Raw genomic sequence first — 16,470 nt, 5'->3', positions numbered from 1 at the left:
TATGTACCAGTCTCTGATCAATGAGAGAGGGAGAATGATGAAAAAGCTATTGCTAGGCTCGACTGCCTTGGCCGTCGGTGGCCTGGTAGCCGCCCCCGCCATGGCAGCCGACCCCATCAAGATGGGCGTTGGCGGCTACTACCAATTTTACGCGCTCGCTGGCGCGATCGAAGGCACGTACGCCCTGAACGGCACCTCGGTGCAGTACAACGGCATCCAGTTCATTCAGGAAGGTGAAATTCACTTCATCGGCCAGACCAAGCTGGACAACGGCACCTCGATCGGTCTGCGCGTCGAACTCGAAGCCTGGAACCCGGCTGCTGCCACCACCATCGGTGGTGTGACCAACGCCACCCGTCAGATCGACGAAGCCTACCTGTTCGCCTTCGGCGACTGGGGCCGTGTCGAATTGGGCGGCAAGGACGACGCTCCGTACATCATGTACTACGGCACGCCGTCGGCCCTCCTGGGCTTCGGCTTCGTGCAGCACAACACGTCGTTCAGCTGGACGAACCCGACGGCTAACGCGAACAACGCGGCTGCCTTCCACATCTCGGCGATGACGCTCGACGCCCAGTATCAGGACGTCAACCGCATCAACTACTACACCCCGCGCTTCGCCGGCCTGCAGGTCGGTATCAGCTACACGCCGAAGATGAACATCGGTACGGGCTCCATGTGGGGTCTGCAGCCGGGACCGGGCGCCAACACCGCCGGCGTCTGCGGCTTCAACGATGCCACCACGGCCAACGGCTGCCCGACCAACGACAACTCCTGGTTCAACGCTGTCGCCATCGGCGCCAACTACCTGAACAAGTTCGGTGTCGTGTCGGTTGCGGCCTACGTCGGTTACTCCTATGCCGGCTTCACCCCCAGCAACAACTACACGCCGCAGACCTCCGGTCTGATCACCGGCGCGAACCTGATCAACGGTGCCAACCTGACGAACTGGAAGCAGTTCGCGGCTGGCCTGCAGTTCAGCGCCTACGGCTTCACCGTTGGCGGTTCGTACATCTGGGACAACAACGGCCTGGGCGCGAACTACTACACGGGTCAGAACAACGATACCAACGCCTTCTCGGCTGGTATGATGTATGAAACCGGTCCGTGGCAGTTCTCGGTCGGTGGCACCATCTCCACCAACAACAACGGTAACGGTATCGGTTCCGTCGTGAACTGCGCGCAGGGCACCACCAGCTCCTGCAGCATTCAGCAGGCCGCGAGCAGCTCCGTCTACTTCGGCAACAACACCGCGGCTGGCGCGGCTCGCTTCGGCACGGTGACGGCTTCCAAGATCGAAGTCGGCGCGAACTACGCACTCGGACCCGGCATCAAGATGATGGGCGGCGCGATCTTCAACACCCTGAGCGGCCCGTCGAACGCGGTTGCCGGCCAGTCGTGGGCCGCTCTGCTCGGCATGGACTTCCGCTTCTAGTCTTCGACTGGATCAAAGCGAATTGGGAAGAGCGGGCGAAAGCCCGCTCTTTCTTTTTGCGCCAATAGTTCTCCGGAAAGTTGGCAGCAGCTCATTCTCGGCTACCGCTATTGCCGCAGTCGAGTGCCCGTACTGATCATGCCGCCTGGATGTGGGTTTCACTTCGGAACTGTATGGCCGCAGCGGTTCGCCTTAGCGCGCGTCCTGTCGGGATCCCTGTTCGCAATTGGTCAACTGCTGACGCGGCGCCGGCCGGAGTACCTCATCTGGTTTTCGGAGAAGTAACCTTGCGCCGTCGGCCGACCGGTCCTGCCCCACCGCGACGGCCCAGTATGTTTACGAACAACGTCGGGAGATAGGTACGCGACACGGGCAGGCGCTCCGTGGCCTGCCGCGAGAGCACATCGCGATTGTCCTTGTGGTCGAGGACGACCTGGAACAAGCCCTGCTCGACCGCGCCGGCCCGGGCGTCCAGCTGCGGGTGGCCATTCCGTTCGACGCGATAGGCGACATCGAGTCCGACATCTCCGCCACTGTAGAACGCCGTCAGGATTTCCAGTCGCTCGAACATCAAGGCGAGACCGCGGACGGAGAACCGCCAGTAGTCATCCGGAGCGGCATGAAACGCCTGCGACCACGGCGTGGACACGTAGGCGAGCCCGCCCGGCTTCAGCATCGATTCGATGTTCCGCGCCGCCCGTATCGGTGCCCGCGTATGCTCGAGGACATGGCAGCAGATCACGAGGTCGAACGGTTGCTCGCCAAGCACGCGTCGCAGCGCGATCGGTGTGCTGCAGATATCCAGGATCCGGTCGACATTGCTCCCCGAGACCAGATCCACGCCAATGAACTCCAACCCATCGCCGAACCGCTTATGGAGTAGGGCTCGCCAATTGAGCTCGTTGCGATCGGACACCGACGTGCGTGCCCCGATCTGCAGGACGCGGGGGCCGCCCCGTCCAACCGCTTGGCCGAGGAGCTCGAGGACTCGCTCCACCTCGCGTGCCACGCTTGTTCCGACCACATGCAACTCGCCCCGATGGTCGGCGGACCGATCGGAAGGAGCGGCATCGGCCGGCGCCTTCAATCGCGCACCACCAGGATATGGAGTCGTCGCGGACCGTGGGCGCCGAGTTCCATCGCCTGCTCGATATCGCCAGTGCGCGATGGCCCGGTGATCGTGTTCACAGTGCGCGGCATGTTGTTCTTGCCATATCGATCACGCAGCTTAGCCCAGACTTCTTCGTAGCCGCTGACGACATCGCTTTCGCGCAATACGACGATATGCGTGTCCGGTAGCAGATTGAGCGACACGGGATGGTCCGGTCCCGACGCCATCACCAGCGTGCCGGTTTCGGCAATGCCGGCGAAAGCGCCGGTAATGGAAACTTGGTCTGACCCTTCGGCACGCCCTCTGCGGAGCACCAGCAATTTCTGACTTTCCCAGTCGTACCCCCCGAGAAGGGGCGAGGGCGCCACCGCCGCCTCGGCGGGAAGGTTGTTGCGGGCGAGATAGGAGGCTACCTCGGCTGGCACGTCGCGCGGTTCGACGCGCGCCACAGTCGCGTTGTTCACCTCAGCCCATTGGCAGAACAGCGCGACCTTCTCGGCCTGGGGAAGCTGCGCCCGCGCTACGATGGGTCCGCGCTCCGGCGTTGCCAGGCGCTGCTCTACAGCCTGGCGTTGCTGCCCGCCGAGTTCGCCACGCCGGAGTGACCGGCGGATGCCATTGAGGATCTGCGCCCGGGCGCTGTTCGTCGTGTCGCTCATGGTCTGACGCGCGCGCCGCCATGGCGTGCCCACTGGGCATGGAAGGTGCCGCCCGCCGGCGGTGCCGGGAAGTCGCGGAATTGTGTCCAACCGCCGGCGAGGGGCAGCTTCCGATAACGACCATCGGCCCGGCCGAACAGCGCCAACATCCTATTGGCCACCTGCGTCACGCGGCGATAGAGCTTGGGTCGCCGCGCCAGGAAGGACCAGAGCGCCAGTCCCTGACGGACCGCTCGCGGCGTCAGATGCCGCTCGAATTCGCGTTCGCGCCAGTGCCGCATCAGGCCGGGCAGGGGAATGCGTACGGGGCACACGCTCTCGCATCGACCGCAGAAGGTCGATGCATTGGGCAGGTCGCCCGCCTCGTCGACGCCGATCAATTGCGGCGTCAGCACGGCGCCGATCGGCCCCGGATAGACCCAGCCATAGGCATGACCCCCAATGGCACCGTAGACCGGGCAATGGTTCATGCAGGCCCCGCAGCGGATACAGCGCAGCATGTCCTGCATCTCGGTGCCGAGAACGGACGAACGCCCATTGTCGAGCAAGACCACATGATACTGAGACGGTCCGTCCAGATCGCTGTCGCGCCTGGGGCCGGTATTGAGGGTCGTATAAGCGGATGACTCCTGACCCGTCGCCGAGCGCGCCAATACACGCAACAGAACGGCCGCGTCTTCCAGCGTGGGAATCACCTTCTCGATGCTGGCGAGGACGATGTGCATCCTGGGCAGCGTGTTCGAAAGATCGGCGTTGCCCTCGTTGGTGACAAGCATCGACGATCCCGTCTCGGCCACAAGGAAGTTGGCGCCCGTCAAACCGACATCGGCCTCGAGGAATTTCTGGCGCAGAACGTAGCGCGCCTCGGCGACCAGATCGTTGCGCTCGGTCAGTCGCTTGGTGAAGCCGAGCGGCGCGTGATGTTCGAGGAACGTGTCGGCGACCTGGTCCTTCGTCAAATGAACCGCGGGCGCAATGATATGGCTCGGCGGCTCGTGGCGAAGTTGGATGATGTACTCGCCAAGATCGGTCTCGATCGGCGCGATCCCCAAACCCTCCAGGTGTTCGTTGAGCGCGATCTCTTCCGCGACCATCGATTTCGACTTGGCGACCGTGCGGGCGCCGGCGCTCTTGCAAAGATCGCCGATGATCTGGCGTGCATCGGCGGCCGTCGGCGCCCAATGAACGTGGCCGCCCAGCGCCGTTACTTTGCGCTCGAATTCCTCAAGGTAGAAATCGAGATTGGCGAGCGCATGATTCTTGATGTCCCGAGCGCGATCGCGCAACGCTTCGAATTCGGGCAGACGCTCGGCTGCCTGGCGTCGTCGTTCGGAGAATCCGACCTTCAGCTTGGCAAGTGAATCCTGGAGATTGGGATCGGCAAGAGCGGTGCCGACATTCTCCTTGAAATCGTGGGCGGTCGACTGCATCAGCGTTTGCCCTCCGGCCTGCCGCGCTCCGCTTCGCCGATCGGTGCGATATCGCCCATGTCGGCCAAGACCTCGGCAACATGCCGAACCTGGATCGGGCTGCCTTCCCGCTGCAGCTTGCCGGCCATGTTCATCAAGCAACCAAGATCGCCGGCGAGAACGGTATCGGCCCCCGTGGCCGCGATATCCGCCGCCTTTTCGCTCACCATGGCGTTGGAGATCTCCGGATATTTCACGCAGAAGGTGCCGCCAAACCCACAGCAAACCTCCGGTGTCTTCATCTCGCGTAGGCGCAGCCCCTGAACCGACGCGAGAAGTTGCCGGGGCTGGCCCTTCACTCCCAGTTCACGCAGGCCGGAGCATGAATCGTGATAGGTCACCGCACCGTCGTAGTGGGCCGAGACCGTGCGCACTCCGAGCACATCGACCAGGAACGACATGAGCTCGTAGCTGCGGCCGGCGAGGCTTTCCGCCTTCGCCTTCATGACCGCGTCGTCCTCGAACAAGGTCGGGTAATGGTGCGACAACATCCCGCCGCACGAGCCCGACGGAACGACCACGGCTTCGAAGCCTTCGAACGTTTCGATCACCTGTTGGGCGATGGCGCGTGTCGTGGCGCGGTCGCCCGAATTATAGGCCGGCTGACCGCAACAGACTTGCAGCGGCGGCACTTCCACGGTGCAGCCGGCCTCTTCGAGAAGCTTCACGGCGGCGAAGGCCACAGCCGGCCTGAACAAATCGACCAGACAGGTCACGAACAGCGCCACGCGGCGCGGGGGAGCGGATCGCTCGGAGGACAGGGCGGACACGCTGGTCACCATGGCAGCGGCCAAAATGGTACGCAACGGGCCTTGTTTAGAATAATTCTAATATAATATACCATACTCGATCCGGAGCGACCCGATGTCCGAGAAGTCTGTCCTGACCAACGAAGATGGCACACCTGCCGGCCCGCCGGGTCGACGGACTGCGTCCGTGATCTGACACGGTCATGCGAGCTTCAGCGGACAAGCCATCATTGTGGTCTCGCGCGGCCGCGGGGGTCAGCGCGCTGCGCTTGTCCCTGCCTCGTTCGGCCACAGCTCCATTCTGCCCTCCCGAAGTGCGTGGCACGATCGTGGTGCCGCTTGGTCTGCCGGTCCTCCAGAAACTGCTGCGTTTCGCCGGTCCCGGCCTTCTCGTTTCCGTGGGCTATATGGATCCCGGGAACTGGGCCACGGACATCGAGGCAGGCTCACGCTACGGATATGGCCTGTTGTTCGTTGTCGTCCTGACGAGCCTTGCCGCCATCCTTTTGCAGATCCTGAGCATGCGACTGGGCATCGCCGCAGGCCGTGATCTCGCCCAGATGGTGAGAGAGCGTTACAGCCCGGCCGCGGCGCGCTTTCTATGGCTGCTGGCCGAGCTCGCGATTATCGCGACGGACGTCGCTGAAGTCCTCGGCAGCGCCCTGGCGATCAAGCTTCTGTTCGGCCTGCCGCTCTGGCTGGGCATCCTGGCGACCATCCTCGATACGGTCGTGGTCCTTGGCCTGAAAGGACAGGGGTTTCGCCAGATCGAGGCCATCATCCTGGGCCTGGTCGTCACGATCGGCATTTGCTTCGCGTTGGAACTGGCGATCAGCCGGCCCAATGGACAGGAGATCGCCTCAGGCCTTGTTCCTTCCTTTGCCTTGCTCCAGGAGCCCGGCGCTCTCTACCTCGCAGTGGGCATCCTGGGCGCGACGGTGATGCCGCATAATCTATATTTGCACTCGTCGATCGTGCAGACCCGCCTGGTGCGTCCTGACGTTGCCGGAAAGCGGGACGCTCTCCGTTACGAGACGATCGACATCGTGGGCGCTTTGCTGATGGCTGCGCTTGTGAACGCCGCCATTCTGATCGTGGCCGCATCGACGTTCCACGCCGCAGGCCACACCGGCGTGACGGACATCCAGGACGCCTACCGCCTGCTCGAGCCGATCACCGGAGCGGCCATTGCAGCGCCTTTGTTCGGTATCGCTCTTCTCGCTTCCGGCCAAAGCGCAACTTTCACCGGCACGGTTGCCGGTCAGGTGGTTCTCGAGGGTTTCCTGAATGTCTGGATACCATGCTGGCAACGGCGCCTGATCACGCGCGGTCTCGCGCTTGTTCCCGCCCTCGCCGGAATCCTGATTCTTGGCGACGACGCCGTCGGCCAACTGCTCGTCGTCTCGCAGGTCGTGCTGTCGGCCCAGCTCCCGTTCGCCATTTTTCCGCTTCTGCGCTTTACCGCCGATCGCGGGATCATGGGCCGCTTCGCGAGTCCGCTCTGGTTGACGCTGGGCGGCTGGATTGTCTTTGGCGTTATCACCGCAGCGAATATCTGGCTTGTGGCCAGGATCTTTACCTGAGGGGGCGCGACGGTCCGTCAGCCCTTGTTTGGTATCAGGACGATGGCCTTGCCGTTGCTGACCATGCGTCCGGCCCAGTCCGCCGCCTGAGGTGTCGAGCCGAAGAAGACGTCGCCCCGCGCCGGGCCCTTGATGGCCGTGCCGCTATCCTGCGCGATCATCAGCCTCCGATAGGGCTCCGTGGCACCAGCCTTGCCCGCCACGGGCCGAGCCGTATCGATCCAGATCGGCGTGCCGTAAGGCGTGAAGGTGGTATCGACGGCAAGGCTGCGCTGGGCCGTCAACGTCACGCCCTCCGATCCGCTGGCCGACGTCAGCCGCGTATCCTTGAAGAAGATGTAGCGCTCGTTCTTGCGCATCACGTCGCGCCCCTGCTGCGGATGCCGCTTCAGCCAATCGCGAATGGCTGGCCAGGTGGCATTTTCCCGCTTCATCACGCCCATATCGGAAAGGACCGTGCTGAGGGCCGTGTAGGGGCGGTTGTTCGAGCCGTCGAAGCCCAGACTCAGCGTTCCGCCTTCGGCGAGATGGACGCGTCCCGAGCCTTGCACCTGTACCTCGTAAAGGGCGACAGGATCCTGCACCCAGACGATCTCCAGGCCTTTGCCTTTCAGTGCGCCCTGCTCGATTTCCGCGCGGGTGTAATACGGCTGGTCGGTCAGATCCGGCGGGCGTCGATAAACCGGCACGGTGAACAGACGAGACGGCGCGCGGCTGCCGCGCAGCTCGGGCTCGAAATAACCGGTGAAGCTGCCTGTCGTCTGCACGACGAGCGGGCGGAAATTGTCTTCGAAGAAGCGCCGGGCGCCGCGTTCATCGCCGGTTTTGACCGTGTTCGCCTGCCCGCAGATCTGCCCCCACTCTCCCTGCGTGATGACCTTTTCGCCGCCGTCCGTGACGATCCGCGTATCGCCCGACGTCGTGAGCTTGGGACAGGAATTCTTGAAGGCAGCCAAAGCCTCGGCGTGCTTGTCGTCGGACCAACCCGGAATTTCATTGAAGGAGATGGGCGCCATCGCGACCTTGGGCGTGGTCGCTCCTCCCAGGCCGCCAGCGCATGCAGACAGAAGACCGGCGACGGCCAGCAAGGCTGCGCCGCCGGACAGAACGCTCCAGCGCATGCGGTAACTGCCTCCCCTAGCCTTCGCTCTCGGTCTTGATCAAAACCCAGTTGGGATCGCTCGACTTGGTATCGCGGCGGAACGTCCACAGGTCGACGACCTTTTGGACCTCGTTCGGATTGCCGTCGGCGATCTGACCTTCGGCATTACGGACGACATTGATTTGTTCAGTGACGAAGCGAACCGTCACCAGAGCCTGGGATCCCTGCAGTTCGGCAGACGAGATATCGGAGGCCTCGAAGCCAATCAATGTCGTCTCCGCTTTCTCGCGGCGCTCGTTGCGCCCGCGAATGGCTCCCTCGAAGCTGGCGAATGTCGGTGGATCGAGCAATGGGCGCAGCGCCGGCGTATCACCCTTGGCGAAAGCTTCGACGATGGTCGTGAATGCCGCGCGCGCGCCTTGTACGAACATCGTCGGGTCGAACTGTGAATCGGCCGTGCGGATCGCCGCGACTCCCGCCGAGGCGCTCGGCAGAACCGTGGCGCGGATGCCGCCGGGCCCGCTCGTGGCGTTCGACGGCCGCAACGTGCCCGGCATCGGCACCACGTTGTCGTTGCCGATCGGCGCATCTCCGATGCGCGGTGTCTTGCTGGATGGCGCCGGCGGAGGTGCCGGCGGCGTGAATGGATCGCGTGCCGGCGGCCGTTCGTTGCCTGTCCGTTTTCCCAATACCGCGCGCAGGCGCAGGATCAGGAACACCGCCACCAATGCAATCAGAATGATATCGTAGTTGTTGCCCACGAAGGCGCTCCGCCAACCCGTCCTCAACTCACCGCAAATTACATAGGCCCCGAATGGGGAAAGGGCAAGGCAACGGGAGGTGTCGCCTATGCCGTTCCTATGCGGCCAGCACCACAATATCGACCAATTCCGGTACGCCGGCGACGCGGCGTCCTGGTCGGTTTTCCCGCTTGGTTTGTGAAATGTAGCCTTGGTTCTGGGCGAGCGCATAGGTGCGAGCGTCCGTCAGGGCTCGTGTTCCCTCGTCCTTGTTCTGCTTTTCCAGTTTCGACGTAAAATTGACGGTGTCGCCGATCACTGTGAATTCAAGCCGTTCGCCGTCGCCGACAGCCCCGAACAAGACGGGCCCGGACGAGACCGCCAGGCCGACAACAAGCGGTGCGAGCCCGGAGAGGTCGCGCTCGCTGTTCCAATGATCGGCGGCATCGATGATCGCATCCACTGCCCGAAGAGCATCCGCTGCTGCTGTCGACGAGGGAGCCACGGCGCCGAACGAGGCAAGGATGCCGTCGCCCAGGAACTTGTCGATGCTGCCGCCATTGCCGACGATATGAGGACAGAGTCGCGCCTGGTAGTCCTGCAGAAGTTTCATCACATCGTCCGGCGCAAGCTCTGCCGAGAGATGCGTGAAGCCTCGGAGATCGACGGTGAGGATCGTGGCATCGCGCAGTTCGCCTTCGCCCGCTTTGACCGTCATCGCGGCGGTGCGAATGCGCGTTGCTACGCCGGGATCGAAGAAGCGCGACAAGTCGCGGGCCGCCGCGCCCTCGCTGACGGCGCGGACAAGCAACTGACGCGCTCGCGAGATGGACACTGCAAGCACGGCGGTCGTGAGAAGAATGGCAATGATCTTGTCGACCTCGGCATGCAGCAGGAACGCGTTGGAGGTCATGTATTCGACGAAATCGTCGGTCGGGTTGGCCGGCCCGCCGCGGCCGCCCAACGCATACAAAATGAGGGCAATCCAGCCCGCTACGGCAACCAGTCCGGTGAAGATGACGAACCGGGCCTCGAATCGGAGCGTGCGCAGGGCGATCAGGAGGAAGACGTAAAGAAGCGTCGGGACCTTCAGATAGAAGACCGCCGGCTGCGCGTACTTGTAGTGAAAGGAATAGATCAGCCCCATCAGCAGGCCGACATCGGCGATGACGGCAACATAGAGCATCCACGGACGCAGGCGCCGCGCATAGGCGAGTCCCAGCCGGATAATGCAGAACGCGCCATAAATGGCGAAGACCTGGGTCTCGAAGGAATAGTCGTCCTGCACGACGCCGGCGGGCATCGACGTGGATTCGTAGACGGTCGCGACGAGCGCCACGATGGCCAACTGGATCCAGGCAATCAGGATTTCGCTGCGTTCCTGTTGGTGCTGGATCGCAGCCTGTACGCGTTCGGGAAGCTTCTGGGTCCCGTCGCTATCAAACAACCACGACCGCAGCGCGCGCCACATCAGCGCTTCTCGAGCCAGAGGCTCGTTGCCATCGCCTCCGTCGGACGCGGCAGGCGCGGGACGACCGAGCGCGCCAGCCGGTCACCGAGCCGGCGTTCCGCCCAGACACTGGAGAACAGCGGTGTGTAGGCGCCTGTCGTCAGCAGCGGCACGACCCCTTGCTGCTCGTTGTAGTTCCGCCATCCCCATTTTGACGGATAGTCAAAGGGCAGAAAAATGTCGTGGATATGCACCAGAACGCCGGACGGCAGCCGTGGCAGCACACGATTGAGCAGCAGATCGACATCGCTGCCAGGCATCAGGATGTGGCTCGAATCGATGAACAGCATGTCACCGGCGCCGAGGCGGTCGAACAGCTCCAGCGAGGCATTCTGAAGCGTTGTGGGCACGACCTGGACACCTGGCAGTCCCGCAATATCGGCCCGCGGAGCCGGGTCGATGGCGAGGATCTCGCCGACGCCGCAGTGGGCACGTGACAGGATACGAGTCGAGTGACCCGAGCCGACCTCGACGATATGAATGGGCTTGCGCGCCCGCACCAGAGTATAGGCGACCGCCGCGTCGAGCGCGGGAAACCAGGCCTGATCGAGTAGCCCGTTGAGGCCAAGCAATGCATCCGCATGGGTGTCGATCAGATCTATCGTCGCCGTGAACGCCTTGTTCTGGCGCTCGAAGAGCGCTTCGACAGTGGCATAAGACGGCTGAGCGCCTGGCGGCGGCAGCAGCGGCGCATAGCGGTGGGGAATGAACCAACCGCGCGGAGGGAGGCCCAGGATGGTGGGCAGGCCGAGGGCCAGACGCCGCCATCGACCGCGGAGAGTGGTGGCGCTGGTCACGGGCTGAGAATCAGCCCCTCATGGGCGACGATCACGCGAGGCAACCCGTTCGCGGTCGTGCCGGGGCGGAGCAGGGCGGCGTCGCGGGCAACCGCATCCATGAACGCATCGTCATGATTTGGATCGTGATGGAAGATCACCAGGGTGCCGACCTGGGCCGCGTCTGCGACCCGAACGCCTTCCTGCCACGTTGAGTGTCCCCATCCGCGATATCGGGGATATTCGGCATCCGTGAAGGTCGAGTCGTAGATCATGAGATCGGCACCGCGGCAAAGGTCGACAATGCCGGTGTCAATTCCCTCGGGACGGTGTTCCGTATCCGTAATGTAGCACAGCGACTTCCCCTTGTGGTCGACGCGATAACCCGTCGCCCCGTTAGGATGGTTGAGGATGCCGGTCCGAAGGGAGATGTCGCCACATGACAGCACGGCGCCGCAGTCGAACTCGCGAAAAGTGATCGTGGCTTGGAAAGCCTCGAGCGATACGGGGTACAGCGGCGCCTGCATCAGGCTCTTGACCACTGTCTTCAGCGTATGGGGCCCTTCGAGGTGGCCCGCCCACATCCGGATGGAATTGCGCTTGTCGAATAGCGGGGCAAAGAACGTCAGTCCGGCCAGGTGATCGAGATGGGTATGCGTAAAGTAGATATCGATATCCAGCGGCGCCTGACGCGCCAGTTCCAACCCGAGCTCGCGAATCCCCGTGCCGGCGTCGAATATCAACCGCCGGCCTCCAGCCATGACCTCTAGACACGGCGTATTGCCGCCATAGCGGGCGTATTCGGGTCCGGGGCAGGCGATAGATCCTCGCACGCCCCAGAAACGGACTTTCAAACCATCGGCCAACGCCACAATTCCCGGATAGATAACCCCTCCGCCAGAGTCCACAGGGTTACGGCCTCCGTCAACCAACGCCGCCATCTACTTGAGGGGTGCAATTTGCGGTCGAACTGTCCGATAGGTCGAACGATCGGTGCACGATTTGGCCGCGATTTTGCGTAGAAGCCGGAGAGGCTCACCGGCTGGCCGGGTGGTTTTTGCTCGTTCCGGTCGAATTCATCCCATGCAGGTGCGTTGCCTGCGGTCCCGTTCGGAGCAATAATTTCGTCATGGAAATTGCTAACCCGACTGCCCTAACCGCGATTGCCCAGCCTCCGATGCGCACGGCCAAGTTCGCTATCGGCCAGGTGGTGAAGCATCGCCTCTACCCCTTCAGAGGCGTGATCTTCGATGTCGACCCCGTCTTCGCCAACACCGAGGAATGGCTGGCATCGATCCCGGAAAATCTCCGCCCAAGGCGAGACCAGCCATTTTATCATCTGCTGGCGGAGAATGCGCAGACGACCTACGTCGCCTACGTTTCGGAACAAAACCTTCTGGCCGACGACAGCGGCAAGCCTGTTTCCCATCCGCAGGTGCCGCACTTCTTCAAGGAACTAAAGCGCGGCCAGTACGTTTCGCGCGACCGGACCCTGCACTAAGGCCGAAGCGCCTTCTCGATCTGGCCGACGGTGGCCGTCCACCCGACGATGGCGCCCTGCGCCCGGATCATGTCGAGCGTGGCCTTCTTGAACTCCGGAAAATAGCTTTCCGTCGCATCCTCGGCGAGCAGGCACTCGAAACCGCGATCGTTGGCTTCACGCATCGTCGTCTGCACGCAGACCTCGGTCGTCACGCCGGCCAAGACGAGATGCGTGATTCCCTGGTCGGCCAGGATCGAAGACAGCGGCGTGCCGTAGAAGGCTCCCTTGCCGGGCTTGTCGAGCACGATCTCGCCGGCTCGGGCGGCGAGTTCAGGCACGATATCAGCGCCCGGCTCTCCCGCGATCAGTATCCTGCCCATGGGGCCGGGATCGCCGATGCGAAGGCTGGGGTTACCCCGGTTGCGCTTGGCCGGCGGGCAATCGGACAGGTCGGACCTGTGGCACTCCCGAGTGTGGATGATCGGCAGACCGGCACCCCGAAACGCGGCCAGCAACCGCGCGACCGTGGGCACGATCTTCTTGAGCAGACTGACATCGTTGCCGAGTGTGGCGCCGAAGCCTCCAGGCTCTATGAAGTCGCGTTGCATGTCGATCACGATCAAGGCGGTGTGCGCCGGATCGAACCTGAAATCGAAGGGCTGGGCGGCGATGGTCTTCATGGCGATCAGTGTCCGGCCATGGCACGCCCGATGGCGCCGATTTCCGCCTGGGCTGCCATCGCTTCGAACGCGAGCTTGCCGTCGAACATGACAACGATGCGATCCGAAAGCTGCAGGATTTCGTCGAGGTCTTCGCTCACCAATAGAACGGCGGCCCCGCGGTTGCGCGCTTGAACGATCCGGCCGCGGATCTCGGCAACGGCGGCGAAGTCGAGGCCGAAGCAGGGATTGGCCACGATCAACAGATCGCCCTCACTCGACAATTCACGCGCCAGCACCGCGCGCTGGACGTTGCCACCCGACAGGCCCTTGATCGGTGCGTCCGGACCCGGGGTCTTCACGCGATAGGCGTCGATCAGCTTGCGCGCGGCGGCGCGCATCGGGCTGCGTCGCAGGCGAATGCCGTCCGGCGATGCCGGCGGCTGATCGAACGACCGCAGGGCCATGTTCTCCGCCACCGACATCTCGGCGACGCAGGCGTTGCGCAACGGTTCCTCGGGCAGGCAGGCGATCTTGTGCCGGATCATCTCCGGTCGGGTCGCCCTATAGAGTTCCCCGTGAACGAGAACGCGGCCCGATTCGGCATGGCGTTGGCCGGCCAGCGTCTCGACCAGTTCGCGCTGACCGTTCCCCGAGACGCCGGCAATGCCGACGATCTCACCGGCGCGCACGTCGAGTGTGAGCTGCTCCACCGCACGCTGGCCGACATTGTCGGCGACGCAAAGCCCCTCGACCTGCAGCACCGGTTTGCCCGGTTCTCTTACGTTGCGCTCGACGACGGTGCGGTTCTCCCGCCGCCCGACCATCATCTCCGCCATCATGTCGTTGTCGAGCTCGGCCGTGGGCTTGGTGTCAATAAGCTTGCCACGCCGCAGGACGGTGACGGTATCGCAGAAGGCGTTCACCTCCCGGAACTTGTGGGTGATGGTGATGATCGTGATCTGCTTCGCGTCGGTCAGCTCCTTCAGCGTCGACAACACCTCGTCGGCTTCGTCGGGTGTCAGCACCGACGTCGGCTCGTCGAGGATCAGGAGGTTTCGCTTAAGGTAGAGCTGGCGCAGGATCTCGCCCTTCTGCTTCTGGCCGGCGGCGAGGTCTGCAACAGGGGTATCGAGCGGTACGGTAAAGGGCGTGGTCTCGAAGAATGTCTTGAGGGCGCGCCGCTCGGCGCTCCAGTCGATCACCGCCGGCAGCTGGTCCCGCGACAGGACGAAGTTCTCGAGCACGGTCATGTTCGGCACCAGCGTGAAGTGCTGATAGACCATGCCGAGTCCCAATTCGTGCGCCTGCCGCGGACGATGGATTTCGACCTCGCGACCGTTCAGGAGGATCTGACCCTGATCGGCGGCGTAATAGCCCATCGCGCACTTCACGAGCGTGCTCTTGCCGGCGCCATTCTCTCCCAACAAGGCATGGAAGGCGCCCGCCTTCACTTTCACCGACACGTCGTCGAGCGCCATCAGGCTGCCGAAGCGCTTGCAGAAGCCCAGCAGTTCGAGCGAGGGCGCGCCCTCGTGCGGGGGGAAATGCGCTACGCCGATCGCCGTCATGCGATCGCCTCGATCACGTCTGTGGATCTGGCGACGGCGCCGAAAACGCCGCCCTGCATCTGCACCATCTTGAGCGCCGCCAGGTGGTTGCCCATGTCGGTGGCGCCGGTGCAATCCTCGAGGATCAAGCACTCGAAGCCGCGATCATTGGCTTCGCGCATGGTCGTGTGCACGCAGACGTCGGTGGTGATGCCGGTGAGGACGAGATTGTCGATGCCGCGCGTGCGCAACATCAGTTCGAGGTCGGTGGCGCAGAAGGAACCCTTGCCCGGCTTGTCGATCACCGGCTCGCCTTTCGCCGGCGCAAGCTCCGGGATGATCTCCCAGCCCGGTTCGCCCCGTACCAGAATGCGGCCGCACGGTCCCGGTTCGCCGATGCCGGCGCCGATCTGTTGCGAGCGCCAGCGCTTGTTGGCCGGCAGATCGGAAAGATCCGGGCGATGGCCTTCGCGAGTGTGGAAGATATGCCAGCCCGCCTGTCGACTGGCTGCCAGCAAGGTGCGGATCGGCTCGATGGGCGCTCGCGTGAGCGACAGATCGTAGCCCATCTTGTCGACATAGCCGCCCACGCCACAGAAGTCTGTCTGCATGTCGATGACGATCAACGCCGTGTTCTCTGGCCTCAGGTCGCCGTTCCAGGGCCAGGGATAGGGGCGCGAGTTGACATGCTTCCGGGCCATTGACGCATTTCCTTCTGGCGTACGGCGCCAAGTTCGCCGGGAGCGCCGCGCAGGCTGCGCTCGGGCGAGCAGGTGGCGATCATCAGGACAAGCGTGAGAACATAGGGCGCAGCGCTGAACAGATAATATCCTTCCGTCACACCGACCGATTGGAGCGCCGGGCTGATGGCGCCCGCCGCGCCGAACAGCAGTGAGGCCCACAGGCAGCGCACGGGATCCCAGCGCGCGAAGATGACCAGTGCCACCGCCATCAGGCCTTGGCCGCTCGACAGGCCTTCGTTCCAGCTCCCCGGGTAATAGAGCGAGAGGAAGGCGCCGCCGATTCCAGCAAAGGAACCCCCGACAGCGGTGGCGATCATGCGCACGCGGCCCACATGCGTTCCGATGGCAAGCGCCGCATCGACGCTTTCACCGGCCAGACGCACGATAAGACCCCAGCGCGTTGTCTTGAGGGCCCAGGCAAGCGCGAAGGCGAGCGCAATGCCGAGCACGAAAAGGTAATTCACCTGCAGGGCCTGGCGGACCTGCGGAATGCTGCTCCACCAGCCGAGGTCGATGGCACCCAGATTGGGCGCCTTGGGCTGGATGAAGGGTTTGCCGAGAAAGAAGGCGAGGCCGGTTGCGAACAGCATCAGGCCGATGCCGGTGGCGATATCGTTCACCCGCGGCAGTTGGCAGATGCCGGCGTGCAGGGCACCGAGCAGCAGGCCGACCAGGGCCGCGACGCCGACACCGAGCCAGGGAGAGCCGCTTGCGAGGGCTGTGCCATAGGCACTCATCGCTCCCATCACCAGCGTGCCCTCGAGGCCGAGATTGATGCGGCCCGATCGTTCCGTGAGGCATTCCCCGACGCTTACGAAGATGAATGGCGTGCTGACGCGAATAGCGCCGGCCAGCATGGCCAGTGGTACGCCCCAAAGCCCGATGCCGCTCTGATCCATGG

15 protein-coding genes and 1 pseudogene are annotated in these 16,470 nt (G+C 63.5%); 3 read left to right on the top strand and 13 right to left on the bottom strand.

The genetic code is table 11. The features are described from left to right. The first annotated feature begins 34 nt into the window (after nt 1-34). Nucleotides 35-1,435 (top strand): porin, encoded by a 1,401-nt coding sequence (locus B5D62_RS16780; protein WP_170920977.1) that lies wholly within the window; start codon nt 35-37, stop codon nt 1,433-1,435. Nucleotides 1,436-1,697: 262 nt separating this feature from the next. Here the strand turns inward: B5D62_RS16780 and B5D62_RS16775 are convergent, their stop codons facing one another. Genes B5D62_RS16775 through B5D62_RS16760 form a run of 4 tightly spaced genes read right to left on the bottom strand, consistent with a single transcriptional unit; the run spans nt 1,698 to nt 5,456 of the window. After that, entirely contained in the window at nt 1,698-2,459 is a 762-nt protein-coding gene (locus B5D62_RS16775) for a class I SAM-dependent methyltransferase (protein ID WP_170920976.1), read from the bottom strand. A gap of 59 nt (nt 2,460-2,518) precedes the next feature. Beyond that, nucleotides 2,519-3,205, bottom strand: coding sequence for a LutC/YkgG family protein (locus B5D62_RS16770; protein WP_085935158.1), 687 nt, complete (start codon nt 3,203-3,205; stop codon nt 2,519-2,521). Beyond that, nucleotides 3,202-4,635: a LutB/LldF family L-lactate oxidation iron-sulfur protein gene (locus tag B5D62_RS16765; protein WP_085935052.1), complete on the bottom strand. Its 1,434-nt coding sequence runs from the start codon at nt 4,633-4,635 to the stop codon at nt 3,202-3,204. The genes B5D62_RS16770 and B5D62_RS16765 overlap by 4 nt, the downstream gene beginning before the upstream one ends. Then, nucleotides 4,635-5,456 (bottom strand): (Fe-S)-binding protein, encoded by an 822-nt coding sequence (locus B5D62_RS16760; RefSeq protein WP_085935051.1) that lies wholly within the window; start codon nt 5,454-5,456, stop codon nt 4,635-4,637. The genes B5D62_RS16765 and B5D62_RS16760 overlap by 1 nt, the downstream gene beginning before the upstream one ends. Nucleotides 5,457-5,626: 170 nt before the next feature. On the opposite strand from B5D62_RS16760, the gene B5D62_RS16755 reads away from it, so the two are divergent. Next, entirely contained in the window at nt 5,627-7,006 is a 1,380-nt protein-coding gene (locus B5D62_RS16755) for an Nramp family divalent metal transporter (RefSeq protein ID WP_085935050.1), read from the top strand. A 17-nt stretch (nt 7,007-7,023) separates the two neighbouring features. Here the strand turns inward: B5D62_RS16755 and mltA are convergent, their stop codons facing one another. The 5 genes from mltA to B5D62_RS16730 all read right to left on the bottom strand — a co-directional run bounded on the left by mltA (nt 7,024) and on the right by B5D62_RS16730 (nt 12,000). After that, on the bottom strand, nt 7,024-8,127 hold the full coding sequence (gene mltA / locus B5D62_RS16750; protein WP_085935049.1) for a murein transglycosylase A: 1,104 nt from the start codon (nt 8,125-8,127) through the stop codon (nt 7,024-7,026). 16 nt (nt 8,128-8,143) lie between these two features. Beyond that, nucleotides 8,144-8,869, bottom strand: coding sequence for a Tim44/TimA family putative adaptor protein (locus B5D62_RS16745; protein WP_231714835.1), 726 nt, complete (start codon nt 8,867-8,869; stop codon nt 8,144-8,146). A 97-nt stretch (nt 8,870-8,966) separates the two neighbouring features. Continuing rightward, nucleotides 8,967-10,319 (bottom strand): adenylate/guanylate cyclase domain-containing protein, encoded by a 1,353-nt coding sequence (locus B5D62_RS16740; RefSeq protein WP_085935047.1) that lies wholly within the window; start codon nt 10,317-10,319, stop codon nt 8,967-8,969. Further along, complete coding sequence (locus B5D62_RS16735; protein ID WP_085935046.1) at nt 10,319-11,155, bottom strand: class I SAM-dependent methyltransferase; 837 nt, start codon at nt 11,153-11,155, stop codon at nt 10,319-10,321. The genes B5D62_RS16740 and B5D62_RS16735 overlap by 1 nt, the downstream gene beginning before the upstream one ends. Continuing rightward, on the bottom strand, nt 11,152-12,000 hold the full coding sequence (locus tag B5D62_RS16730) for an MBL fold metallo-hydrolase (protein WP_139373930.1): 849 nt from the start codon (nt 11,998-12,000) through the stop codon (nt 11,152-11,154). Before B5D62_RS16730 ends, B5D62_RS16735 begins: the two co-directional genes overlap by 4 nt. A gap of 311 nt (nt 12,001-12,311) precedes the next feature. Here B5D62_RS16730 and hspQ point away from each other — a divergent pair, with 311 nt between their 5' ends. Then, entirely contained in the window at nt 12,312-12,635 is a 324-nt protein-coding gene (gene hspQ, locus B5D62_RS16725; RefSeq protein WP_085935044.1) for a heat shock protein HspQ, read from the top strand. Here hspQ and B5D62_RS16720 read toward each other — a convergent pair. From B5D62_RS16720 to B5D62_RS16705, 4 genes and pseudogenes are all read right to left on the bottom strand, one after another. After that, nucleotides 12,632-13,297: a cysteine hydrolase family protein gene (locus tag B5D62_RS16720; protein WP_085935043.1), complete on the bottom strand. Its 666-nt coding sequence runs from the start codon at nt 13,295-13,297 to the stop codon at nt 12,632-12,634. The genes hspQ and B5D62_RS16720 overlap by 4 nt on opposite strands. A gap of 5 nt (nt 13,298-13,302) precedes the next feature. Beyond that, complete coding sequence (locus tag B5D62_RS16715; protein WP_085935042.1) at nt 13,303-14,847, bottom strand: ABC transporter ATP-binding protein; 1,545 nt, start codon at nt 14,845-14,847, stop codon at nt 13,303-13,305. Then, nucleotides 14,844-15,527 (bottom strand): biuret amidohydrolase, encoded by a 684-nt coding sequence (biuH, locus tag B5D62_RS16710; protein WP_085935041.1) that lies wholly within the window; start codon nt 15,525-15,527, stop codon nt 14,844-14,846. The genes B5D62_RS16715 and biuH overlap by 4 nt, the downstream gene beginning before the upstream one ends. A 17-nt stretch (nt 15,528-15,544) precedes the next feature. After that, nucleotides 15,545-16,468: pseudogene (locus B5D62_RS16705) on the bottom strand (ABC transporter permease); the annotation flags it as partial. Between the last annotated feature and the right edge of the window lie 2 nt (nt 16,469-16,470).

Origin of the sequence: Enhydrobacter aerosaccus (assembly GCF_900167455.1) — a bacterium.
GTDB classification, from domain to species: domain Bacteria; phylum Pseudomonadota; class Alphaproteobacteria; order Reyranellales; family Reyranellaceae; genus Reyranella; species Reyranella aerosaccus.
Note: the sequence above shows the minus strand (reverse complement) of the source record. Positions and strands in the feature narration are given on the sequence as shown.

What these genes read in the sequence shown, in the direction of transcription:
- B5D62_RS16780 (WP_170920977.1), top strand. Translation starts at nt 35, where the DNA reads ATGATGAAAAAGCTATTGCTAGGCTCGACTGCCTTGGCCGTCGGTGGC.
- B5D62_RS16770 (WP_085935158.1), bottom strand. Translation starts at nt 3,205, where the DNA reads ATGAGCGACACGACGAACAGCGCCCGGGCGCAGATCCTCAATGGCATC.
- B5D62_RS16765 (WP_085935052.1), bottom strand. Translation starts at nt 4,635, where the DNA reads ATGCAGTCGACCGCCCACGATTTCAAGGAGAATGTCGGCACCGCTCTT.
- B5D62_RS16760 (WP_085935051.1), bottom strand. Translation starts at nt 5,456, where the DNA reads ATGGTGACCAGCGTGTCCGCCCTGTCCTCCGAGCGATCCGCTCCCCCG.
- B5D62_RS16755 (WP_085935050.1), top strand. Translation starts at nt 5,627, where the DNA reads ATGCGAGCTTCAGCGGACAAGCCATCATTGTGGTCTCGCGCGGCCGCG.
- mltA (WP_085935049.1), bottom strand. Translation starts at nt 8,127, where the DNA reads ATGCGCTGGAGCGTTCTGTCCGGCGGCGCAGCCTTGCTGGCCGTCGCC.
- B5D62_RS16740 (WP_085935047.1), bottom strand. Translation starts at nt 10,319, where the DNA reads ATGTGGCGCGCGCTGCGGTCGTGGTTGTTTGATAGCGACGGGACCCAG.
- hspQ (WP_085935044.1), top strand. Translation starts at nt 12,312, where the DNA reads ATGCGCACGGCCAAGTTCGCTATCGGCCAGGTGGTGAAGCATCGCCTC.
- B5D62_RS16720 (WP_085935043.1), bottom strand. Translation starts at nt 13,297, where the DNA reads ATGAAGACCATCGCCGCCCAGCCCTTCGATTTCAGGTTCGATCCGGCG.
- B5D62_RS16715 (WP_085935042.1), bottom strand. Translation starts at nt 14,847, where the DNA reads ATGACGGCGATCGGCGTAGCGCATTTCCCCCCGCACGAGGGCGCGCCC.
- biuH (WP_085935041.1), bottom strand. Translation starts at nt 15,527, where the DNA reads ATGGCCCGGAAGCATGTCAACTCGCGCCCCTATCCCTGGCCCTGGAAC.